22 protein-coding genes and 1 pseudogene are annotated in these 23513 nt (G+C 51.1%); 9 read left to right on the top strand and 14 right to left on the bottom strand.

What is annotated here, in order from left to right; translation table 11 throughout:
- Positions 1-81 precede the first annotated feature (81 nt).
- The 9 genes from era to rseD all read right to left on the bottom strand — a co-directional run bounded on the left by era (position 82) and on the right by rseD (position 7766).
- Positions 82-987 (bottom strand): GTPase Era, encoded by a 906-nt coding sequence (gene era / locus FEK43_RS09075; RefSeq protein WP_000020738.1) that lies wholly within the window; start codon positions 985-987, stop codon positions 82-84.
- Positions 984-1664 (bottom strand): ribonuclease III, encoded by a 681-nt coding sequence (gene rnc / locus FEK43_RS09070; RefSeq protein ID WP_001068343.1) that lies wholly within the window; start codon positions 1662-1664, stop codon positions 984-986. The genes era and rnc overlap by 4 nt, the downstream gene beginning before the upstream one ends.
- Before the next feature lie 272 nt (positions 1665-1936).
- Positions 1937-2911 carry a signal peptidase I gene (gene lepB, locus FEK43_RS09065; RefSeq protein ID WP_000002532.1) on the bottom strand — a complete coding sequence of 325 codons (975 nt, stop codon included), beginning with the start codon at positions 2909-2911 and terminating at the stop codon, positions 1937-1939.
- A 15-nt stretch (positions 2912-2926) separates the two neighbouring features.
- Positions 2927-4726, bottom strand: coding sequence for a translation elongation factor 4 (gene lepA / locus FEK43_RS09060; RefSeq protein WP_000790173.1), 1800 nt, complete (start codon positions 4724-4726; stop codon positions 2927-2929).
- Positions 4727-4923: 197 nt separating this feature from the next.
- The gene (rseC, locus tag FEK43_RS09055; RefSeq protein ID WP_131162553.1) at positions 4924-5403 is read right to left on the bottom strand and encodes a SoxR-reducing system protein RseC; all 480 of its coding nucleotides are present in this window, start codon (positions 5401-5403) and stop codon (positions 4924-4926) included.
- A complete protein-coding gene (gene rseB, locus FEK43_RS09050) occupies positions 5400-6356 on the bottom strand; it encodes a sigma-E factor regulatory protein RseB (RefSeq protein WP_064526144.1) in 957 nt (318 codons plus the stop codon). The genes rseC and rseB overlap by 4 nt, the downstream gene beginning before the upstream one ends.
- The gene (rseA, locus tag FEK43_RS09045; RefSeq protein ID WP_130260422.1) at positions 6356-7006 is read right to left on the bottom strand and encodes an anti-sigma-E factor RseA; all 651 of its coding nucleotides are present in this window, start codon (positions 7004-7006) and stop codon (positions 6356-6358) included. The genes rseB and rseA overlap by 1 nt, the downstream gene beginning before the upstream one ends.
- Positions 7007-7038: 32 nt before the next feature.
- On the bottom strand, positions 7039-7614 hold the full coding sequence (rpoE, locus tag FEK43_RS09040; protein ID WP_001295364.1) for an RNA polymerase sigma factor RpoE: 576 nt from the start codon (positions 7612-7614) through the stop codon (positions 7039-7041).
- Positions 7611-7766, bottom strand: a complete 156-nt coding sequence (gene rseD / locus FEK43_RS09035; RefSeq protein WP_064526141.1) for a rpoE leader peptide RseD — start codon at positions 7764-7766, stop codon at positions 7611-7613. The genes rpoE and rseD overlap by 4 nt, the downstream gene beginning before the upstream one ends.
- 255 nt (positions 7767-8021) lie before the next feature.
- Between rseD and nadB the strand changes: the two genes are divergently transcribed.
- A complete protein-coding gene (gene nadB / locus FEK43_RS09030; RefSeq protein WP_138158510.1) occupies positions 8022-9644 on the top strand; it encodes an L-aspartate oxidase in 1623 nt (540 codons plus the stop codon).
- Here nadB and trmN read toward each other — a convergent pair.
- Positions 9629-10366 (bottom strand): tRNA(1)(Val) (adenine(37)-N(6))-methyltransferase TrmN, encoded by a 738-nt coding sequence (gene trmN, locus FEK43_RS09025; RefSeq protein WP_033549546.1) that lies wholly within the window; start codon positions 10364-10366, stop codon positions 9629-9631. The two genes, nadB and trmN, sit on opposite strands and share 16 nt — an antisense overlap.
- 131 nt (positions 10367-10497) lie before the next feature.
- On the opposite strand from trmN, the gene srmB reads away from it, so the two are divergent.
- Positions 10498-11832 (top strand): ATP-dependent RNA helicase SrmB, encoded by a 1335-nt coding sequence (srmB, locus tag FEK43_RS09015; protein WP_000219193.1) that lies wholly within the window; start codon positions 10498-10500, stop codon positions 11830-11832.
- A 31-nt stretch (positions 11833-11863) separates the two neighbouring features.
- Here the strand turns inward: srmB and FEK43_RS09010 are convergent, their stop codons facing one another.
- Complete coding sequence (locus tag FEK43_RS09010; protein WP_130207564.1) at positions 11864-12745, bottom strand: LysR family transcriptional regulator; 882 nt, start codon at positions 12743-12745, stop codon at positions 11864-11866.
- A gap of 102 nt (positions 12746-12847) precedes the next feature.
- On the opposite strand from FEK43_RS09010, the pseudogene eamB reads away from it, so the two are divergent.
- Positions 12848-13434 (top strand): annotated as a pseudogene (gene eamB / locus FEK43_RS09005) (cysteine/O-acetylserine transporter).
- A gap of 55 nt (positions 13435-13489) precedes the next feature.
- Here the strand turns inward: eamB and grcA are convergent.
- Positions 13490-13873, bottom strand: a complete 384-nt coding sequence (gene grcA, locus FEK43_RS09000) for an autonomous glycyl radical cofactor GrcA (RefSeq protein ID WP_000627804.1) — start codon at positions 13871-13873, stop codon at positions 13490-13492.
- A gap of 305 nt (positions 13874-14178) precedes the next feature.
- On the opposite strand from grcA, the gene ung reads away from it, so the two are divergent.
- On the top strand, positions 14179-14868 hold the full coding sequence (ung, locus tag FEK43_RS08995) for a uracil-DNA glycosylase (protein ID WP_135407576.1): 690 nt from the start codon (positions 14179-14181) through the stop codon (positions 14866-14868).
- A 47-nt stretch (positions 14869-14915) separates the two neighbouring features.
- Here ung and FEK43_RS08990 read toward each other — a convergent pair whose 3' ends face one another.
- The gene (locus FEK43_RS08990; protein ID WP_130207570.1) at positions 14916-15953 is read right to left on the bottom strand and encodes a tRNA/rRNA methyltransferase; all 1038 of its coding nucleotides are present in this window, start codon (positions 15951-15953) and stop codon (positions 14916-14918) included.
- 206 nt (positions 15954-16159) lie between these two features.
- Here FEK43_RS08990 and trxC point away from each other — a divergent pair, with 206 nt between their 5' ends.
- The 5 genes from trxC to FEK43_RS08965 all read left to right on the top strand — a co-directional run bounded on the left by trxC (position 16160) and on the right by FEK43_RS08965 (position 21874).
- A complete protein-coding gene (trxC, locus tag FEK43_RS08985; protein WP_001098726.1) occupies positions 16160-16579 on the top strand; it encodes a thioredoxin TrxC in 420 nt (139 codons plus the stop codon).
- A 68-nt stretch (positions 16580-16647) separates the two neighbouring features.
- Positions 16648-17346 (top strand): tRNA-uridine aminocarboxypropyltransferase, encoded by a 699-nt coding sequence (gene tapT / locus FEK43_RS08980; RefSeq protein WP_130207572.1) that lies wholly within the window; start codon positions 16648-16650, stop codon positions 17344-17346.
- Between the two features lie 31 nt (positions 17347-17377).
- On the top strand, positions 17378-20038 hold the full coding sequence (pat, locus tag FEK43_RS08975; RefSeq protein ID WP_135407578.1) for a protein lysine acetyltransferase: 2661 nt from the start codon (positions 17378-17380) through the stop codon (positions 20036-20038).
- 113 nt (positions 20039-20151) lie between these two features.
- Positions 20152-21507 carry a CDP-diacylglycerol--serine O-phosphatidyltransferase gene (pssA, locus tag FEK43_RS08970; RefSeq protein WP_130207600.1) on the top strand — a complete coding sequence of 452 codons (1356 nt, stop codon included), beginning with the start codon at positions 20152-20154 and terminating at the stop codon, positions 21505-21507.
- A gap of 43 nt (positions 21508-21550) precedes the next feature.
- Positions 21551-21874, top strand: a complete 324-nt coding sequence (locus FEK43_RS08965; RefSeq protein WP_131162547.1) for a YfiM family lipoprotein — start codon at positions 21551-21553, stop codon at positions 21872-21874.
- Here FEK43_RS08965 and kgtP read toward each other — a convergent pair.
- On the bottom strand, positions 21871-23169 hold the full coding sequence (kgtP, locus tag FEK43_RS08960; protein WP_135407581.1) for an alpha-ketoglutarate permease: 1299 nt from the start codon (positions 23167-23169) through the stop codon (positions 21871-21873). The genes FEK43_RS08965 and kgtP overlap by 4 nt on opposite strands.
- Positions 23170-23513 lie beyond the last annotated feature (344 nt).

Genomic DNA, 23513 nt, shown 5'->3' with positions numbered 1-23513 from the left:
CTGGTCACTTACTTTAGTAAGCTCCCAGGGATTCACGGTCTTGCCGCCTTCCTGCACCTCGAAAGTCATAGAGTATGCTAATTAAAGATCGTCAACGTAACCGAGACTACGCAGTGCGCGTTCGTCGTCGGCCCAGCCGGATTTCACTTTTACCCACAGTTCAAGATGGACAGGCGCTTCGAACATTTCCTGCATGTCTTTACGCGCTTCAATACCGATGGTTTTAATCTTGGCCCCTTTGTTGCCAATGACCATCTTTTTCTGCCCTTCACGCTCAACGAGAATCAAACCGTTGATGTCGTAACCACCACGTTCATTGGTGACAAAACGTTCGATCTCCACGGTCACGGAGTACGGCAGTTCTGCGCCGAGGAAACGCATCAGTTTTTCACGGATGATTTCAGAGGCCATAAACCGCTGTGAGCGGTCGGTGATGTAATCTTCCGGGAAGTGATGCGTCGCTTCCGGCAGGTGTTTGCGCACGATTGCCGCGATAGTGTCAACGTTAAGTCCGGTTTCGGCGGAGATTGGCACGATATCGAGGAAATTCATCTGGCTTGCAAGGAACTGCAGGTGCGGCAGCAGATCGGCTTTCTCCTGCACGTTGTCCACTTTGTTCACCGCGAGGATCACCGGCGCTTTGCCATCACGCAGCTTGTTGAGCACCATTTCATCGTCCGGCGTCCAACGGGTGCCTTCAACGACAAAAATCACCAGCTCAACGTCGCCAATGGAGCTGCTCGCCGCTTTGTTCATCAGGCGGTTAATAGCACGCTTCTCTTCCATATGCAGGCCCGGGGTATCGACGTAGATCGCCTGATACGCGCCTTCAGTATGGATCCCCACAATGCGGTGACGAGTTGTCTGCGCTTTGCGGGAAGTGATGGAGATTTTCTGCCCCAACAGTTTGTTCAGCAGCGTGGATTTGCCAACGTTCGGACGTCCGACGATGGCAATAAATCCGCAGTAACTTTTATCGATGCTCATTCCAGCTCCAGTTTTTTCAACGCCTGTTCGGCGGCAGCCTGCTCAGCCTTACGACGGCTTGAACCTGTGCCAACCACCGGTTCACTCAGGCCGCTGACCTGGCAGTGGATAGTAAATTCCTGATCGTGCGCTTCGCCACGTACCTGAACTACCAGATAAGTCGGCAGCGGCAGATGGCGACCCTGCAAATATTCTTGCAAGCGCGTTTTCGGATCTTTTTGTTTATCGCCTGGGCTAATTTCGTCCAGACGGGTTTGATACCAGTTAAGGATTAACTTCTCGACAGTTTGAATATCACTGTCGAGGAATACGCCGCCAATTAATGCTTCGACGGTGTCGGCGAGAATTGACTCGCGACGAAATCCACCGCTTTTAAGTTCACCCGGCCCTAAACGCAAGCACTCGCCTAACTCAAATTCGCGTGCCAGTTCTGCCAGCGTATTGCCACGGACCAACGTAGCACGCATGCGGCTCATATCGCCTTCATCCACACGCGGGAAACGGTGATACAGCGCATTGGCGATAACGTAGCTCAAGATTGAGTCGCCTAAAAATTCTAAACGCTCGTTATGTTTGCTGCTGGCGCTGCGGTGAGTTAATGCCTGCTGCAGCAGTTCCTGATGATTAAAAGTGTAGCCCAGCTTCCGTTGAAGCCGATTAATTACGATGGGGTTCATGCGATACCAATAAATAAATGCGTCAACAATTCAGCACACGAAACAGACCTGATACACATAGGCTCTGTTAACCGCTTTGTCGCGGATTCATTACGCCATATATGGAAACCAACGCTGTTTCGTGTGCCGTGGCAACCAGAAGGCGCCAACCTTAAACTTCGGGGGAATATTCTATACACAACGATAAGGGATGTCGTTAGCCTGGGGAGATTTATCTCATAAATAATTCACGTTGCCGCCAGAATGACGACAACGTGAACGAGAAGCAGCAATTAATGGATGCCGCCAATGCGACTTAAGCGCACACCTGTCGGCCATTCACCTTCTTGCTTATCGAAACTCATCCAGATAGCCGTTGCCCGACCTACCAGATTCGCTTCCGGCACAAAGCCCCAGTAACGGCTGTCCGCGCTGTTATCGCGGTTGTCACCCATCATGAAGTATTGACCCGGCGGGACAATCCAGGTTGCCAGTTGTTGTCCTGGTTGCTGGTAATACATCCCTACCTGATCCTGGGCGATTGGCACAGTCAGGATACGATGCGTTACATCGCCCAACGTCTCTTTACGTTCGGAAAGACGAATACCATTTTCTTTGGTTTCGTTTTTCGGCACTTCAAAGAAGCCACTGGTCGCTTCCCCGCCGTTACGACGCGAGAAGGTCTGTACGAAATCGCTCGGTTCAACGTTGGAATAAGTTACCGGCAGCGCGTTTTCACACGCTTGACCAGAACTGCATCCAGGTTGAATGGTCACTTCTTTCGCGACCGGATCATAAGTGACCTTATCGCCCGGTAAACCTACCGCTCGCTTGATGTAATCAAGCTTCGGATCTTCCGGGTATTTGAAGACCACGATATCGCCACGTTTCGGATGACCGGTTTCGATCAATGTTTTCTGGTAAATAGGATCTTTAATGCCGTAAGCAAATTTCTCTACCAGAATGAAGTCACCGATTAACAGAGTCGGCATCATCGAACCTGACGGGATCTGGAACGGTTCATAAATAAATGAACGCACAATCAATACGATAGCCAGCACCGGAAATACAGAAGCCCCGGTTTCCAGCCAACCTGGCTTCGGCGCAACCTTTTTCAGTGTTGCTTTATCCAGTGAATCCCCGGCAGCCGCTTGCGCCGCTGCCTGACGTTCCCGTCGTTTAGGTGCGAAAAAGAATTTATCCACGCACCATAAAATGCCCGTCACCAGTGTGGCAATCACCAGAATCAGGGCAAACATATTCGCCATGCCAACTCCTAAGGGTTATTTGTTGTCTTTGCCGACGTGCAGAATGGCAAGGAACGCTTCCTGCGGCAGCTCAACGTTACCGATCTGCTTCATACGTTTCTTACCTTCTTTCTGTTTCTGCAGCAGCTTTTTCTTACGGCTGATATCACCACCATAGCATTTAGCCAGTACGTTTTTACGCAGCTGCTTCACGGTAGAACGCGCAATGATGTGCGTTCCAATCGCTGCCTGAATAGCGATATCAAACTGCTGGCGTGGGATCAGATCTTTCATCTTCTCCACCAGCTCGCGGCCACGGTTTTGCGAATTATCACGGTGGGTGATCAATGCCAACGCATCAACACGTTCACCGTTGATTAAGACGTCAACACGCACCATGTCAGAAGCCTGGAAGCGTTTGAAGTTGTAATCCAAAGACGCATAGCCACGCGAGGTTGATTTCAGTCGGTCGAAGAAATCAAGCACCACTTCCGCCATCGGGATCTCGTACGTCAGCGCTACCTGGTTTCCGTGATAGACCATGTTGGTCTGTACACCGCGTTTTTCAACGCACAAGGTAATGACGTTGCCGAGATACGCTTGCGGCAGCAGCATGTGACACTCTGCAATCGGCTCGCGCAGTTCGTAGATGTTATTTACCGCTGGCAGCTTGGATGGGCTGTCGACGTAGATAACTTCTTTTGCCGTAGTTTCAACTTCATACACTACTGTCGGTGCTGTGGTAATCAGGTCAAGATCGTATTCACGTTCCAGACGTTCCTGAATGATCTCCATGTGCAACAGGCCGAGGAAGCCGCAGCGGAAACCAAAGCCCAGCGCCGTTGAGCTTTCTGGCTCATAGAACAGTGAAGCGTCGTTCAGGCTGAGTTTGCCCAACGCGTCACGGAAGGCTTCATAGTCGTCGGAACTTACCGGGAACAGACCGGCATATACCTGCGGTTTAACTTTCTTAAACCCAGGCAACGCTTTTTCTGCCGGATTACGCGCCAGCGTTAAGGTATCGCCTACCGGTGCACCGTGGATGTCTTTGATCGCACACACCAGCCAGCCTACTTCGCCGCATTTCAGTTCAGTACGATCAACCTGTTTCGGCGTGAAGATCCCCAGGCGGTCGGCGTTATAGGTCTGCCCGGTGCTCATAACTTTCACTTTGTCGCCCTTACGCAAGGTGCCGTTTTTAATACGGATAAGTGAAACCACGCCCAGGTAGTTATCGAACCAGGAGTCGATAATCAGCGCCTGTAACGGACCTTCTGGATCGCCTTCCGGCGGCGGAATGTCGCGCACCAGACGTTCGAGAACGTCCTGCACGCCCACGCCGGTTTTCGCTGAACAGCGCACCGCATCGGTGGCGTCGATACCAACAATATCTTCAATTTCTTCCGCCACGCGTTCAGGATCGGCTGCCGGTAAGTCAATCTTGTTCAGTACCGGCACCACTTCGAGATCCATCTCCATCGCGGTGTAGCAGTTCGCCAGTGTTTGCGCTTCTACGCCCTGCCCGGCGTCGACCACCAGCAATGCACCTTCACAGGCAGCCAGCGAACGGGAAACTTCATAGGAGAAGTCTACGTGGCCCGGGGTGTCGATAAAGTTAAGCTGATAGGTTTCACCGTCAGACGCTTTGTAGTCCAGCGTCACGCTTTGCGCTTTGATGGTAATGCCACGCTCACGCTCAAGATCCATGGAATCGAGAACCTGCGCCTCCATTTCACGGTCAGACAGGCCACCGCAGATCTGGATAATACGGTCAGACAGCGTCGATTTACCGTGGTCAATGTGAGCTATGATCGAAAAGTTACGTATATTCTTCATAAAGTATGATTATTGTGCCTTAACGCCCGGTTAACCAGGCTTTTAGAAGTCGCTGTTCTGAGCTTAACGTCTGTATTAATAGAAAGGCCGCATTCTACACTACAACATTGAGGCGAGGAAATGTTCATACCGTATGGATTGTGGTATCTGGAAACGTCCTCGCATTTGTTATGCAAAATGCAACAAAGCCAGTGAAATCACTGGCTCGCGTCTTCCGAAGATGTTTCAAACCGCACAAGGCCTGGCGGCAATGCCACGCTTAAAATGATCGGTTGCCATTCAGCCCGGGCAGCAAACTTTCGCGAGAAGCCGCGCGCAATCAGGAATCCACCAACGCCACCAAGAATTGCGCCGCATAACGCCGCGATGTCTGAAGCAAAGAGTAGCTGAAATAACGAAGCAACAAGGAATAATCCCAACAGTGGCGACATATAAACCAGTAATGCGGAACTAAGCAGGCTACCTTCAGCGATTCCTAATTCGACTTTTTGCCCCGGCACTAACGGTTCATCACAGGGTACGACGATGGTATGTGTGGTTTGCGGACCAAGTTTATTCAACACGCGACTGCCGCAGCCAGCGCGGGAAGCGCAGCTGCTGCATGAGGCTTTGACATCACAACTGACCAGCGCCTGCCCGTTTTGCCAGGAGACGACGGTAGCCCACTCTTTGATCATTGCGCTGCCCCGAACTTAATGTTCTCGGCAATGCGTTTCGCCGTTTGCGGCGGTAGTTCACCAACAATAGTGATTTCCGCGTTGTCACGTATGCTGGTGCTGACTGTTCGGCGTCCGGTACGCAACATCTGATCGGTGCTCGATGGCGTCGCGCGGTTAACGTTTACCGAGAAGCTGAACAAGCCGTCGGAATAGAGACGTGATTCGATGGGCATATTGTCCATCGTGGGCAACGGGCGTCGGCTACTGGAGACTTCGCTAAACCCCTGCGGCAACCAGGTTGGAGTCCAGTTGAATTTGGCTTTTTCACCTACAGGAACAGAAAGCAACGGCGGCAAATTTGCCTTCGCCAGCGTCTGCATACTGCTGCTGATATCCTGATTGACGTTAAACGCAATCACGCGAAATTGTTCCAGCGTTTCACCATCGCGATCAAGGAGATCAACCCGCATCGGTAATTTCGATTCGGTGTCCATCCACACAATGTAGCTGTAGCGTGTACCATCACGGGCGACTACGCGAATGACTTCGCAAAGACGATCAGCAATACGCGTGCGTCCCACGGAGATAAAGTCGTAGTAAGGAGAAAGGCGTTTGAAATCGGTATAAATGAGCGATGGCAGAGAATCAACAATGTAATCGCCATTAAGAGTAAACGGTTCAAGGCCCGGCTCAAAGTAGCTGATTTCATTGCCGCGCTGTACCACTTCCCGGCGCGGGCCATCCATTTGCAACAATTGAGCAAGCGGACGGTTATCGAGGCGTGCATGTCGATAACGCAGAGACTCAACACCTTGTTTATTGATGCTGATGAATGACAGCTCGTAATTCAGTGACTGGCTAGCCAGGTTCATCTGCTGTAATAACGCCCCGGACGCGGGAGTGGCCGAGGCGTTAGCAGAGAATAACAGGCTACCTGTCACTAATGACATGGCAAACCAAAGTTGCTTCATTACTGCGATTGCGTTCCTAAAGTTTGAATTCCTGGCACCTGTACAGCGGCTTGCTGTGTTTGTGCCTGCTCAAACTGAAGCTGTTCGGAGTGGAGTCGACGTTGCAGTTCGTAATCCTGCAACATGGCATTAATGCGACGACGCTGCTCCTGTACCTGCTGCTGTTGACCATTGTTTGCGGTCGCTTCAGAAGGTACTCCCAGACTTACCGGGCTGGCTTTACCCATCATCGGCAGAGTATTGAATACCGGTGTTTCGGGCTGCTGGGACGTTTCAGATTGTCCATTATAGTGCTGGACGCCAACGATAACTGCAAGCGATACACATGCCGCTACGCCCATTTGGGTAAGCTGTGCCGCCCATGGACGTACTTTCTGCCAGAATGGCATTTTCTGCCATTGATGCGGAGCAGGCTGGGCCTCTGGGATCAATATCGTCGGTTGACGAACTGGCTCTTCTTCAATGGCGGCCATCACGCGCGATGAGATATCGAAATGAAGCAACTCAGGAGTATCACCCCGCATAGAGTCACGGATTAAGTGATAGCTTTCCCAGGTTTTCTGCATTTCCGGGTTGTGAGCCAGTTCGTTAAGCAGCTCACTATCCAGCGTTTCGCCATCCATTAAAGCGGAAAGTTGTTCTTTCTGCATGCCTAATACCCTTATCCAGTATCCCGCTATCGTCAACGCCTGATAAGCGGTTGAACTTTGTTATCAATAGCTTCCCTCGCTCGGAAGATACGTGAACGCACCGTACCTACCGGACAATCCATGATAGCGGCTATCTCTTCATAGCTCAGGCCATCCAGCTCCCGCAAGGTTATTGCCATGCGTAAATCTTCCGGGAGGGACTCAATAGTTCGGAAAACTATCTGTCTCAGTTCTTCTGACAACATTAAGTTCTCAGGGTTCGAAATTTCTTTCAGCGCGCCACCACTTTCGAAGTTTTCAGCTTCAATGGCATCCACATCACTGGAAGGTGGACGACGCCCCTGAGCAACCAGGTAATTTTTCGCTGTATTTACAGCGATCCGATACAGCCATGTATAAAAAGCACTATCTCCCCGGAACGAATCCAGCGCACGATAGGCTTTAATAAAAGCTTCTTGTACCACATCGGGAACATCACCCGACGGCACATAGCGGGAAACCAGACTCGCCACTTTATGCTGATAGCGCACTACCAGTAAGTTAAAAGCTTTCTGATCTCCCTTCTGGACCCGTTCAACCAGGACCTGGTCCGTTAACTGCTCGCTCATCCGAGGTAAAGTCTCCCCAAACCAAATTTCCACGCGCTATCGAAACGCCACTCCATTAGCTGCAATTTGAGCAAGCAAAACGTTAGAGTGTCTCGTTTTTGTAAAGTTCCGTAACGCATCTGTTTTTGTTTGTCATGCTGTAGACGGATCATTATCTATCATTATAAGTCTACAGAATCTGAACATTGCATTATCTGTGTAGAAATGCCCATTTAACTGCCTGAAGAGTACCCCAACGGCCTTTTTATTTCACCACCTAATCCTCCGCCAGCAAGCAACTTCTCTCTTTTCCACCGTCCAGGATCTCCCTGTTTAGCCATTGTAACAAATATTAAAATAGCAGGTGTTTAATTACACAACGTGATGCTATGCTGACCAAGCCGTGTTTAGTAAATTAAACAAACAAAATGAATACTCTTCCTGAACATTCTTGTGATGTGCTGATTATCGGTAGCGGCGCAGCCGGGCTTTCACTGGCACTACGTCTGGCTGACCAGCATCAGGTCATCGTTCTTAGCAAAGGCCCGGTAACGGAAGGCTCAACATTTTATGCCCAGGGCGGAATCGCCGCCGTGTTTGATGAAACTGACAGCATAGACTCGCATGTGGAAGACACATTAATTGCTGGTGCCGGCATTTGCGATCGCCATGCGGTTGAATTTGTCGCCAGCAACGCGCGTTCCTGCGTGCAATGGCTAATCGATCAGGGAGTGTTGTTTGATACCCACGTTCAGCCGAATGGCGAAGAAAGCTATCATCTGACCCGTGAAGGTGGGCATAGTCACCGTCGCATTCTTCATGCTGCCGACGCCACCGGCAGAGAAGTAGAAACCACGCTGGTGAGCAAGGCGCAGAACCATCCGAATATTCGTGTGCTGGAACGCAGCAATGCGGTTGATCTGATTGTTTCTGACAAAATTGGCCTGCCTGGAACGCGACGGGTTGTCGGCGCGTGGGTGTGGAACCGTAATAAAGAAACCGTGGAAACTTGCCATGCTAAAGCGGTGGTGCTGGCAACTGGCGGCGCGTCGAAGGTTTATCAGTACACCACCAATCCGGATATTTCCTCTGGTGATGGTATTGCCATGGCCTGGCGTGCGGGTTGCCGGGTCGCCAATCTCGAATTTAATCAGTTTCACCCTACCGCGCTGTACCATCCACAGGCACGGAATTTCCTGTTAACGGAAGCCTTACGCGGCGAAGGCGCTTATTTGAAACGCCCGGACGGCACACGTTTTATGCCTGATTTTGATGATCGCGGCGAACTAGCCCCGCGCGATATTGTCGCCCGCGCCATTGACCATGAGATGAAACGCCTCGGCGCGGATTGTATGTTCCTTGATATCAGCCATAAGCCCGCTGAATTTATTCGCCAGCATTTCCCAATGATCTATGAAAAGTTGCTGGGGTTGGGTATTGACCTCACGAAAGAAACGGTGCCGATTGTGCCTGCTGCGCACTATACCTGCGGCGGCGTAATGGTTGACGATCATGGACGTACGGACGTTGATGGCCTGTATGCCATTGGCGAAGTGAGTTATACGGGCTTACATGGTGCTAACCGCATGGCCTCTAACTCCTTGCTGGAGTGTCTGGTCTATGGCTGGTCGGCAGCGGAAGATATTACAAAACGTATGCCTTATGCGCATGGCGTCAGTACGTTACCGCCGTGGGATGAAAGCCGTGTTGAGAATCCCGACGAACTGGTGGTGATTCAACATAACTGGCATGAGTTACGCCTGTTTATGTGGGATTACGTAGGTATTGTGCGCACAACAAAACGCCTTGAGCGCGCTCTGCGGCGTATCAATATGTTGCAACAGGAAATAGACGAATATTACGCACACTTCCGCGTATCAAATAATTTGCTGGAACTGCGTAATCTGGTGCAGGTTGCCGAGTTGATTGTTCGCTGTGCAATGATGCGTAAGGAGAGTCGGGGGTTGCATTTCACGCTGGATTATCCGGAACTGCTCACGCATTCCGGTCCATCGATCCTTTCCCCCGTCAATCATTACATAAACAGATAAAAAGCCTGGGTCAGCGCAGTGTACGCTTCGGAATAGTTCTGGTCTGGCCCACGAATCACTAAGCGATCGCAAAAGCACTCCCCCGCCAGTGGGGAGAATGCCAGCAGCACCCGATGCGGCAATCGCGCTTCGTTTTCTGCCACATCCGTTCGCAAACGTAAATGCCACCCCATGCTTAATGCCAGCTCCGTAAAACTATTACCGATTTGCTCTGGCAGTACCACGCAGAAAAATCCCTCTTCGGTAATGCACTCTGCCGCGCAGGTCAGCAAGGATTGATGATCCAGCGTGGTGGTATAGCGTGCCTGTTCCCGCTGAGGTGTCGCACACTCCACTCCCTGCTGATAATACGGCGGGTTGCTGATAATTAAATCGAAGCGTGCTGTCTGCTGTGTGATCCACTGCTGAATATCCGCTGTATGGACGTTAATCCGCTCTGCCCACGGGGACTGGGCGATATTTTCCTGCGCCTGGGCAGCCGCTTCGTTTTCAAGCTCGACCGCATCAATCATCACACTGTCATCGGTTCGCTGCGCCAGCATCAGTGCCAACAACCCGCTACCAGTGCCGATATCAAGGCAGCGTTTTACCCCTGCCACCGGAGCCCATGCGCCAAGCAAAATTCCATCCGTTCCCACTTTCATCGCACATCGTTCGTGGCCGACAAAAAACTGTTTAAAAGTAAATCCATTACGACGAAGCACGGATGTAGACTGTGACATGTAAATAAAACCTTGCTGAAAAAACGGCGATAGCACCGGGTAAGAACAATACCTGAGAAGCGATATCCATACAAACAGATGAAGATTGCAGCCGTAACGTCTATAATCAGCGCCCCACACAGAGGTAGAACATGACTGTAACGACTTTTTCCGAACTTGAACTCGACGAAAGCCTGCTGGAAGCCCTCCAGGATAAAGGTTTCACTCGCCCGACCGCCATTCAGGCTGCCGCCATTCCGCCTGCGCTCGATGGCCGTGATGTACTCGGTTCTGCGCCGACAGGCACCGGTAAAACGGCGGCGTATCTGCTGCCAGCGTTGCAGCACCTGCTCGATTTCCCACGTAAGAAATCCGGTCCGCCGCGTATTTTGATCCTCACCCCAACTCGCGAACTGGCGATGCAGGTGGCCGATCATGCCCGCGAACTGGCGAAACATACGCATCTGGATATCGCCACTATCACCGGCGGCGTGGCCTATATGAACCACGCAGAAGTTTTCAGCGAAAACCAGGACATCGTGGTCGCCACGACCGGACGTCTGCTGCAATACATAAAAGAAGAGAACTTCGATTGCCGCGCGGTTGAAACGCTGATCCTCGACGAAGCTGACCGTATGCTGGATATGGGCTTCGCTCAGGATATCGAACATATTGCTGGCGAAACGCGCTGGCGTAAACAGACCCTGCTCTTTTCAGCAACGCTGGAAGGCGATGCGATTCAGGACTTTGCAGAGCGTCTGCTGGAAGATCCGGTGGAAGTTTCTGCGAATCCGTCCACCCGTGAGCGCAAAAAGATCCATCAGTGGTATTACCGCGCCGATGATCTTGAGCATAAAACCGCATTGCTGGTGCATCTGTTAAAACAGCCTGAAGCGACTCGCTCAATCGTATTTGTGCGTAAGCGTGAGCGTGTGCATGAGCTGGCAAACTGGCTGCGCGAAGCGGGCATCAACAACTGCTATCTCGAAGGTGAGATGGTACAAGGCAAGCGTAATGAAGCGATTAAACGCCTGACCGAAGGTCGCGTTAACGTGCTGGTTGCAACCGACGTTGCCGCACGCGGCATTGACATTCCGGATGTCAGCCACGTCTTTAACTTCGATATGCCGCGCAGTGGCGATACTTATTTGCACCGTATCGGGCGTACCGCTCGCGCTGGTCGTAAAGGCACTGCGATTTCGCTGGTTGAAGCTCATGACCATTTGCTGCTGGGCAAAGTTGGCCGTTACATTGAAGAGCCGATTAAAGCTCGCGTAATTGATGAGTTACGCCCGAAAACGCGTGCACCAAGCGAGAAACAGACTGGCAAGCCATCGAAGAAAGTACTGGCAAAACGCGCCGAGAAGAAAAAGGCTAAAGAGAAAGAGAAGCCGCGGGTGAAAAAACGCCATCGCGATACCAAAAATATTGGTAAGCGCCGTAAACCAAGCGGAACGGGCGTGCCACCGCAAACAACAGAAGAGTAATCATAATGCCGGGTTTAAGCCCGGCATTTTTTTATCCAGCCACAAAACACTCTTCAACACACTGAATAAAAGTGTACATCGCCGGGCTAACCGCTTTTCCGGCATGGTGTGCGCACATTGCTGTAATGGTCTGCGACGGCTCGCCAAAGGGCAATTCAATTAATTCACCGCTCGCAAGTTCTTTTGCCACCGCAAAGCGTGGCAGGTAGCTGACACCGATATTGGCCGCGACACAACGCTTGATGCTTTCGATACTTATAAGCTCTATGGTGTTTTCCACCGTGATCCGCCGCTGGCGAAGCGTGCTCTCAAATATCTGGCGGAAGATACATTGTGGTTCGTTGATAATAAAACTACAGGCGTTATGTCTTCCCGACTCAGTAAAATCGACATCTGCAATTTGCGGTGAAGCCACCAGCACCAGCGATTGTTCACCCAACTCACGTCGGTTCAGTGCATCATCATTCCCTACGCGATAAAAGATGCCGACGTCTGCCTCATCATTCAGTAGTGCATCACGAATCACGTAACAGTTCAGTGACTGCAATGATAAACGCACTTTTGGTGCGCGTTGCCGAAAACGCTGCAACACCTCCGGCATACGGTAAGAGAGCAACGTTTCGCCCGAAACAACGCGCAGTTCTCCGTCCGGCTCCGACTCTTTTTTGGCAGCTACGCGAAGCGTATCCATTACTCTGGTGAGTTCATAGATGTGCGGCAGCAGCTTTTTGCCTTCGCGAGTGAGGCACATCCGTCGGCCAATTTTCTCAAATAACTGTACCGAGAACTCCTGTTCAAGCTGCTGAATATGAAAAGTCACCGTCGACTGTGTGCAGCACAATTTTTGCGAAGCTCGCAAAAAAGAACCCTCTTCCACCACGGTTTTTAGGGTAATAAAACGGCGCAGATCCATAATCCCACACCTATCGAAAATATCGAACTTAGAATGTGAAAACATTCATTTTTTTAAATGTTTTGTGTCGGGTACTGTCTACCAAAACAGAGGAGATAACAAGTGACACCGACCCTTTTAAGTGCTTTTTGGACCTACACCCTGATTACTGCCCTCACGCCAGGACCAAACAATATTCTCGCCCTTAGTTCTGCAACGTCGCATGGGTTTCGTCAGAGTACCCGCGTACTGGCGGGGATGAGTCTGGGATTTTTAATCGTCATGCTACTGTGCGCGGGAATTTCGTTTTCACTGGCTGTTATTGACCCGGCGGCAGTGCATCTGTTGAGTTGGGCGGGGGCGGCATATATTGTCTGGCTGGCGTGGAAAATCGCTACCAGCCCAACAAAGGAAGACGGGCTTCAGGCAAAACCGATCAGCTTTTGGGCAAGCTTTGCGCTACAGTTTGTGAACGTCAAAATCATTTTGTACGGCATTAAGGCACTATCGACGTTTGTCCTGCCGCAAACGCAGGCGTTAAGCTGGGTAGTTGGCGTCAGCGTTTTGCTGGCAATGATTGGGACGTTTGGCAATGTGTGCTGGGCCTGGCGGGGCATCTGTTTCAGCGATTGTTTCGCCAGTATGGTCGCCAGTTAAATATCGTGCTGGCACTGTTGCTGGTTTATTGCGCGGTACGTATTTTCTATTAATGAAAAAAAACGGAAGAGGTCGCCCTCTTCCGCTTAGTAACTTGCTACTTAAGCCTTACAGGCTTTCAGTAAAGGTACGAGCGATAACGTCGCGCTGCTGTTCCGGAGTCAGAGAGTTAAAGCGAACTGCATAACCGGATACACGGATGGTCAGCTGCGGATATTTTTCCGGATGCTTAACTGCATCTTCCAGAGTTTCACGACGCAGAACGTTTACGTTCAGGTGCTGACCACCTTCTACGCGAACTTCTGGTTTAACTTCTACTGGAACTTCACGGTACTCAATGTCACCCAGTTTGCTTACTGCAACCACTTCGTCTTCTGCAAAACCTGCTTTCGCAACGATGCAACGCGCTTCGCCTTTTTCGCTGTCCAGCAGCCAGAAAGAGTTCAGCAGATCGTCGTTAGCGGCTTTAGTAATCTGGATACCTGTAATCATGTGATGCCTCCCCGGCAAAATTTATTTGATTTGATCAGCCTGTCGCGGCCAATTGGTAAAACCATTGTTGCTTGAGTGTATATATACTCCTCAAAGACCCCTGCTTCTTTGATTTAAATCAATAAAAAACACACGCCAAGTGTGGAGGCAAGTGGATTTTATTGTTTTACATCAACTTATGCGGGTGTGAAATTTTACCAATTTACATTTTTTTACAGTCGATTATGTCTATAAAATGAGCTTGATTTTGCTCTGTAGAAAGAAGCAGTTAAGCTAGGCGGATTGAAGATTCGCAGGAGAGCGAGATGGCTAACGAATTAACCTGGCATGACGTGCTGGCTGAAGAGAAGCAACAACCCTATTTTCTTAATACCCTTCAGACCGTCGCCAGCGAGCGGCAATCCGGCATCACTATCTATCCGCCACAAAAAGATGTTTTTAACGCCTTTCGTTATACCGAGTTAGGCGATGTCAAAGTCGTGATTCTCGGCCAGGATCCTTATCACGGCCCCGGACAGGCTCACGGCCTGGCGTTTTCTGTTCGCCCCGGTATCCCCACTCCGCCGTCATTACTGAATATGTATAAAGAGTTGGAAAATACCGTTCCAGGTTTTACCCGCCCGGCGCATGGCTATCTCGAAAGCTGGGCGCGTCAGGGCGTTCTGCTGCTCAATACCGTATTGACTGTACGCGCAGGTCAGGCGCATTCCCACGCCAGCCTCGGTTGGGAGACGTTTACTGATAAAGTCATCAGCCTGATTAATCAGCATCGCGAAGGCGTGGTGTTTTTGTTGTGGGGATCTCATGCGCAAAAGAAAGGGGCGATTATAGATAAGCAACGCCATCACGTACTGAAAGCACCGCATCCGTCACCGCTTTCTGCGCATCGTGGATTCTTTGGCTGTAACCATTTTGTGCTGGCAAATCAGTGGCTGGAACAACGTGGCGAGACGCCGATTGACTGGATGCCTGTATTACCGGCAGAGAGTGAGTAAATTTGCGGGAAAATGCCGGATGGCAGAGTTGCCACCCGGCTGATTTATCAGGCTTTATTCTGACGCCACCATTCGCCAAGCAGAACGCCAGTTGCGACAGAAATATTCAGTCCAGCAACGTTGCCAGTACCGTCAATCTTCACGCGCAAATCGTTCGGATCACGTGCGGCATCCGGTAACCCTTCATATTCCTGCCCCAGCACCAGCACCATTTTTTCTGGCAGACTGGTTTTGAACAGCGGTTTACCTTGCTCGCTGGAAGTGGTCACCACGGTGTAGCCCGCCTGACGGAAATCATCCAACACGTCAACAATGTTGTCGCCAGTAATCGGCTGAACATGTTCTGCGCCGCCTTCTGCGGTACGGATAGCCGCCCCCGATTCCAGCAGTGCCGCATCCTGCACCACAACGCCTTTCACGCCAAAGTGCGCACAGCTACGCATCATACCGCCCAGGTTATGCGGGTTAGATTCGTTTTCCAGCGCCAGTACACAATCCTGCGCACCAGCCTTGCTTACCCACTGCTGCACGGTTGTACCGTTACGCTTTTTGATCAGGAAGCACACGCCTCCGTGATGCTCCGTACCTGACGCCTTTGTCAGTTCAGCTTCATCCACCACATGGTACGCTTTGCGGTTTGCCGCCATCCAGCGCAATGCTTCTTTAAAACGTGGCGTTACGCTCTGGATAAACCAGGCGCGAACAATTGCTTCCGGACGGCTCTGGAACAGTGCCTGACATGCGTTTTCGCCGTAGACGCGGGTTTCTTCCGCACGCTGACGACGCAACACTTCCGGATCAATAAAACTTTTACCACTGATGCCACCGTGATCGGCCTTTTCCGGCGCATCATCACCAGGCGCGCGGGAAACTGTGCGCCACGGCGACTCTTCCCACTTGCGGTCACGGGGCTGACTCTGTTTGTCATCGCGGGCGGGGCGACGGCCACCGTCGGCACGAGATTTTCCTGGACGCCCGCCCCCTTTCCCGGTACGCGGGTTATGGGTACGTTTATCAGAATCATCATCACTGCGGACATACATCACTTTGACCTTGCCGCTTTTGCTTTTCATTTCATCGTTCATGCTTTTCTCCACCAGCGCTGCGCGAAGCGCGCAGATTACCCGAAGTGCGCGCGGTTCGCCATGATTTCGTTCCAAAGCCTACGTCTATCATACCCATTGAATAAAACAGATTGTTGTCTAGAACAATGTTCCCGATAATATGTAACATATTAGAAACATACCGGCGTCGTTGCCGATAAGTCTCCTTACTCATCCCGAGGTTAGTTATGAATACCGTTTGTACCCATTGTCAGGCCATCAATCGCATTCCCGACGATCGGATCGAAGATGCGGCAAAATGCGGACGCTGCGGTCACGACTTGTTTGACGGAGAGGTGATTAATGCGACCGGTGAAACGCTCGACAAATTGCTGAAAGATGATCTACCTGTGGTGATCGACTTCTGGGCGCCGTGGTGCGGCCCCTGCCGTAACTTCGCGCCAATTTTTGAAGATGTTGCGCAAGAGCGTAGCGGTAAAGTGCGCTTTGTGAAAGTGAATACCGAAGCTGAACGTGAATTAAGCAGCCGCTTTGGTATTCGCAGTATTCCGACGATCATGATTTTCAAAAATGGTCAGGTTGTCGACATGCTTAATGGCGCAGTACCGAAAGCGCCGTTCGACAGCTGGCTGAACGAATCTCTTTAATCTTACCGGGGCGCATCTTGTGCCCCGTTTTCTCCTCTGCGACAATGGCGTTTTTTCGACGCTCTCTTATGACCGAAAACGCTGTTCTCCAGTTACGCGCCAAACGTATTGCGCGCGCAACACGTCCTTTTCTTGCCCGCGGTAATCGCGTTCGTCGCTGCCAACGCTGTCTTTTGCCTGAGAAATTATGTCTCTGTTCGACAATTACCCCAGCGGAAGCAAAAAGTCGCTTCTGTTTGCTGATGTTCGACACCGAGCCAATGAAGCCAAGTAACACCGGGCGTCTGATTGCTGATATTTTACCTGATACCGTTGCGTTTCAATGGTCGCGTACCGAACCATCACAAGAACTGCTGGCTCTGGTGCAAAACCCGGATTATCAACCAATGGTGGTCTTTCCCGCCTCATATGCTGATGAGCACCGGGAAGTGATCTTCACCCCGCCTTCCGGTAAGCCACCGCTGTTTATCATGCTCGATGGTACCTGGCCGGAAGCGCGCAAGATGTTTCGTAAAAGTCCGTATCTGGATAATCTCCCCGTCATTTCCGTCGATCTTTCCCGGCTTTCTGCCTATCGCCTGCGTGAAGCCCAGGCTGAAGGCCAATATTGTACCGCTGAAGTGGCTATCGCACTTTTAGATATGGCGGGCGATACCAGGGCTGCGGCCAGCTTAGGCGAGCATTTCACCCGCTTTAAAACACGCTATCTGGCAGGAAAAACGCAACATCTGGGTAGTATCACAGCAGAACAGTTAGAAAGCGTTTAAAATCATTCGGTCACTTCTGCGGGAGACCGGTATGAGTCAGCGAGGACTGGAAGCACTACTGCGACCAAAATCGATTGCGGTAATTGGCGCATCGATGAAACCCAATCGCGCAGGTTACCTGATGATGCGTAACCTGCTGGCGGGAGGCTTTAACGGACCGGTGTTACCGGTGACGCCGGCCTGGAAAGCGGTACAAGGCGTACTGGCCTGGCCGGATATCGCCAGTCTGCCATTTACGCCCGACCTTGCTGTGCTGTGTACCAATGCCAGCCGCAATCTGGCGCTTCTGGAAGAACTCGGCGAAAAAGGCTGTAAAACCTGCATTATTCTTTCTGCCCCGACATCGCAACACGAAGATCTCCGCGCCTGCGCCCAGCGCCATAACATGCGCCTGCTTGGACCAAACAGTCTGGGATTACTGGCGCCGTGGCAAGGTCTGAATGCCAGCTTTTCGCCTGTGCCGATTAAACGCGGCAAGCTGGCGTTTATTTCGCAATCGGCTGCCGTCTCCAACACCATCCTCGACTGGGCGCAACAGCGTGAGATGGGCTTTTCCTACTTTATTGCGCTCGGCGACAGCCTGGATATCGACGTTGATGAATTGCTCGACTATCTGGCGCGTGACAGTAAAACCAGCGCCATCCTGCTCTATCTCGAACAGTTAAGCGACGCGCGACGCTTTGTTTCGGCGGCCCGTAGTGCCTCGCGTAATAAACCGATTCTGGTAATTAAAAGCGGACGTAGCCCGGCAGCACAGCGACTGCTCAACACGACGGCAGGAATGGACCCGGCATGGGATGCGGCTATTCAGCGTGCCGGTTTATTACGAGTGCAGGACACTCACGAACTGTTTTCGGCAGTGGAAACTCTTAGCCATATGCGCCCATTGCGTGGCGACCGACTGATGATTATCAGCAACGGTGCAGCGCCAGCTGCGCTGGCGCTGGATGCCTTATGGTCACGCAATGGCAAGCTGGCAACGCTAAGCGAAGAAACCTGCCAGAAGCTACGCAATGCGCTGCCAGAACATGTAGTAATCTCTAACCCGCTCGATCTGCGCGATGACGCCAGCAGTGAGCACTATATTAAAACGCTGGATATTCTGCTCCACAGCCAGGATTTTGATGCGCTGATGGTTATTCATTCGCCCAGTGCCGCGGCTCCCGCCACAGAAAGCGCACTGGCATTAATTGAAGCGGTAAAACATCACCCACGCAGCAAGTATGTCTCTCTGCTGACGAACTGGTGCGGCGAACACTCCTCGCAAGAGGCGCGACGTTTATTCAGCGAAGCCGGGCTGCCGACCTACCGCACTCCGGAAGGAACCATCACCGCTTTTATGCATATGGTGGAGTACCGACGTAACCAGAAGCAACTACGCGAAACGCCGGCACTGCCCAGCAATCTGACCTCTAATACCGCAGAAGCGCATCTTCTGTTGCAACAGGCGATTGCCGAAGGAGCAACGTCGCTCGATACCCATGAAGTTCAGCCCATCCTGCAAGCGTATGGCATGAACACGCTTCCCACCTGGATTGCCAGCGACAGCACCGAAGCGGTGCATATTGCTGAACAGATTGGTTATCCTGTGGCACTGAAATTGCGTTCGCCGGATATTCCACATAAATCGGAAGTTCAGGGCGTCATGCTCTACCTGCGTACAGCCAATGAAGTCCAGCAAGCCGCGAACGCTATTTTCGATCGCGTAAAAATGGCCTGGCCGCAGGCGCGGATCCACGGTCTGCTGGTGCAAAGTATGGCTAACCGTGCTGGCGCCCAGGAGTTGCGGGTAGTGGTCGAGCAGGATCCGGTTTTCGGACCGTTGATCATGCTTGGTGAAGGCGGTGTGGAGTGGCGTCCAGAAGATCAAGCCGTCGTCGCATTACCGCCGCTGAACATGAACCTGGCCCGTTATCTGGTCATTCAGGGAATAAAAAGTAAAAAGATTCGTGCGCGCAGTGCACTGCGTCCACTCGACGTAGCAGGCTTGAGCCAGCTTCTGGTGCAGGTTTCCAACTTGATTGTCGATTGCCCGGAAATTCAGCGTCTGGATATTCATCCTTTGCTGGCTTCTGGCAGTGAATTTACCGCGCTGGATGTCACGCTGGATATCGCGCCGTTTGAAGGCGATAGCGAGAGTCGGCTGGCAGTGCGCCCGTACCCGCATCAGCTGGAAGAGTGGGTGGAATTGAAAAACGGTGAACGTTGCTTGTTCCGCCCGATTTTGCCAGAAGATGAGCCACAGCTTCAGCAATTTATTTCGCTAGTCACCAAAGAAGATCTTTATTACCGCTATTTTAGCGAGATCAACGAATTCACCCATGAAGATTTAGCTAACATGACGCAGATCGACTACGATCGGGAAATGGCGTTTGTGGCGGTGCGACGTATTGATCAAACGGAAGAGATCCTCGGTGTCACGCGTGCGATTTCCGATCCTGATAACATCGATGCCGAATTCGCCGTACTGGTTCGCTCGGATCTCAAAGGGTTAGGCTTAGGTCGACGCTTAATGGAAAAGTTGATTACCTATACGCGAGATCACGGACTGCAACGTCTGAATGGTATTACGATGCCAAACAATCGTGGCATGGTGGCGCTGGCCCGCAAGCTCGGGTTTAACGTCGATATCCAGCTCGAAGAGGGGATCGTTGGGCTTACGCTAAATCTTGCCCAGCGCGAGGAATCATGAGTAAGGTACTGGAAATGTTGACCACTTAATCGGGACTGGTGTTATTATTGCCCGCTTATGTCGTCTGCATTGCACAGAGGACCCTTCAATGAACAGAGAAGAAATGCACTGTGATGTTGTCAAAATTTAAGCGTAATAAACATCAACAACACCTTGCCCAACTACCCAAGATTTCTCAATCAGTTGATGATGTCGATTTCTTTTACGCTCCCGCCGACTTCCGGGAGACGCTGCTGGAAAAAATAGCCAGCGCGAAGCAGCGCATTTGCATTGTCGCCCTGTATCTCGAACAGGATGATGGTGGCAAAGGCATTCTGAGCGCGCTATATGAGGCTAAACGGCAGCGTCCGGAACTGGATGTGCGGGTGCTGGTCGACTGGCATCGTGCGCAACGTGGACGCATTGGCGCTGCGGCATCTAACACTAACGCTGACTGGTACTGCCGTATGGCGCAGGAAAATCCGGGCGTAGATGTTCCGGTTTATGGCGTACCCATCAATACCCGTGAAGCCCTGGGCGTTCTGCATTTTAAAGGCTTTATCATCGACGATAGCGTACTTTACAGCGGTGCCAGCCTGAACGATGTTTATCTGCATCAGCACGATAAATACCGCTACGACCGTTACCATCTGATTCGTAACCGCAAGATGTCAGACATTATGTTTGAATGGGTTACGCAGAATATTATGAATGGTCGCGGTGTTAACCGTCTGGATGATGAACATCGCCCAAAAAGCCCGGAAATCAAGAACGACATTCGCCTGTTTCGCCAGGAGCTGCGCGATGCCGCTTATCATTTCCAGGGAGATGCCGACAACGATCAGCTTTCCGTAACGCCGTTGGTGGGGCTGGGGAAATCGAGTCTGTTGAACAAGACCATTTTCCATCTGATGCCCTGTGCAGAACAGAAACTGACTATCTGTACGCCATACTTCAACCTGCCGGCAATCCTGGTGCGCAATATCATCCAGTTGCTGCGTGAAGGGAAAAAGGTCGAAATTATCGTTGGTGATAAAACCGCGAATGACTTCTATATTCCGGAAGATGAGCCATTCAAGATAATTGGCGCGTTGCCTTATCTTTATGAGATTAATTTGCGTCGCTTCCTGAGTCGTTTGCAGTATTACGTCAATACTGACCAGTTAGTGGTCCGTTTGTGGAAAGATGACGATAATACTTATCACCTGAAAGGAATGTGGGTTGATGATAAGTGGATGCTGATAACCGGTAATAACCTGAACCCACGCGCCTGGCGTCTGGATCTGGAAAACGCCATTTTGATCCACGATCCACAACTGGAGCTTGCGCCGCAGCGTGAAAAAGAACTGGCTCTGATCCGCGAGCATACCACCATTGTTAAGCACTACCGCGATCTGCAAAGTATTGCCGATTACCCGGTAAAAGTTCGCAAACTTATCCGCCGTTTGCGCCGCATCCGCATCGACCGATTAATTAGCCGTATCCTGTAATCTGAACCCCGTCCTGTACGGGGTTTGTTATTTGGAGGCCGCGTTGCGTATTCTTTTTATCTGTTTGCTATTGTTACTTTCTGGATGCAGCCATATGGCTAACGATAGCTGGAGCGGGCAGGATAAAGCTCAACACTTTATCGCCTCGGCGATGCTTTCCGCCGCAGGAAATGAATACGCGCAACATCAGGGGATGAGTCGCGACCGCAGCGCGATGTTCGGGCTGGTGTTCTCTGTAGGGCTGGGAGTGTCAAAAGAGCTTTGGGATAGCCGCCCTGAGGGGAGCGGCTGGAGCTGGAAGGATTTTGCCTGGGATATAGCCGGTGCAACTACCGGCTATACCGTCTGGCAAATAGCGCATCACTAAAGACGCATCCCCTTCCCTTTGCGGTGCAGCATCAAAGAAACCAGAAACGCTACCACGGCCATCAATGTCACATACCAGAAAAATGCCGTTTCCATTCCTATCGATTTCAGCGACAACGCTACGTACTCCGCCGAACCACCAAATATAGCATTGGCGACCGCATATGACAGACCAACACCTAATGCGCGAACCTGTGCCGGGAACATCTCAGCCTTAAGTATTCCACTGATTGATGTATAAAAACTCACTATCAGCAGGGCGCACATCACCAGACCAAAAGCGGCATAAGGAGATGAGACGTTCTGCAATGCTGATAGTATGGGGACGGTAAAAAGAGCGGCCAAAGAGCCAAAGCATAACATTGAGGTTCGGCGTCCAATCTTATCTGACAGCGCGCCAATGAACGGTTGAATGAGCATAAATACAAACAATGCCGCAGTCATAATGCCGCTTGCTACGTTAGCGTGCATTCCCGCAGTATTCACCAGATATTTCTGCATATAGGTGGTAAAGGTATAGAAACAAAGAGAACCCGCAGCAGTGAAGCCGAGAACCATGATGAATGCACGGCGATTGCGCCATAATCCTTTCATTGACCCCGCTTCTTTTAACGCTCGCGTCTCTTGTTGTGAAGTTTCATCTAACTGACGACGTAACCACAATGCCACAACGGCTAACACCGCTCCTAACGCAAAAGGAATGCGCCATCCCCACTCTCTAAGAGCAGAATCTTCCATAGTATGTTGTAGAACAACCACCACCAGTAAGGCCAGCAACTGACCGCCAATTAGCGTGACGTACTGGAACGAAGCATAGAACCCTTTGCGCCCTTCGACAGCAACTTCACTCATATAGGTGGCGCTGGTGCCATATTCGCCACCAACGGATAATCCCTGGAATAAACGCGCGAGAAGCAATAATGCCGGAGCCCAGGTACCGATAGTTTCATAACCAGGGAGGCAGGCAATAACCAGAGATCCGAAACACATCATACACACCGATAACAGCATTGATTTTTTACGACCATGTTTATCGGCTATGCGTCCAAATAGCCAGCCACCGATTGGACGCATCAGAAAGCCCGCAGCAAAAACACCGGCTGTTTGCAGTAACTGAGTGGTAGTGTTACCAGAAGGGAAGAAGATGTGGGCGAAGTAGAGGGAACAGAATGAGTAGACATAAAAATCGAACCACTCGACCAGATTACCTGAAGAGGCCCCTACTATTGCCCAGATGCGGCGACGAGTATCACTACTTGTCAGTTTGTCGTCTGCCGTTACAGTGCTTTCTGCCATGCCAATATTTCTCCTGCCATAATCCGATGCTTTTGTCGGCCAATGTTGTTTATTATTTAGTAAGACAGATGTTATACATTTGTTACCGATGTTTGTGCAACCATAACTGCGAATTTAGTTAGCAGGGGAATGATTATTCTGGATGACCAGGAAGGATTTCAGGTGAGGTTGTCGTATGGAAATGGGCGAGCATCTGGCGTATACAAGGGAATGGCAGGTTTTTTATTTCTTAGTCAGAACCACATCAGGTGGTTTTTACTGCCTACGCTATTCAGGACGGACGACAGACAAAACAAAAGGCCCAGTCTTTCGACTGAGCCTTTTGTTTTATTTGATGCCTGGCA

This window comes from Escherichia sp. E2562 (assembly GCF_005781075.1).
In the GTDB taxonomy this organism is placed as follows: domain Bacteria; phylum Pseudomonadota; class Gammaproteobacteria; order Enterobacterales; family Enterobacteriaceae; genus Escherichia.
This window is presented reverse-complemented; position numbering and strand designations above follow the sequence as displayed.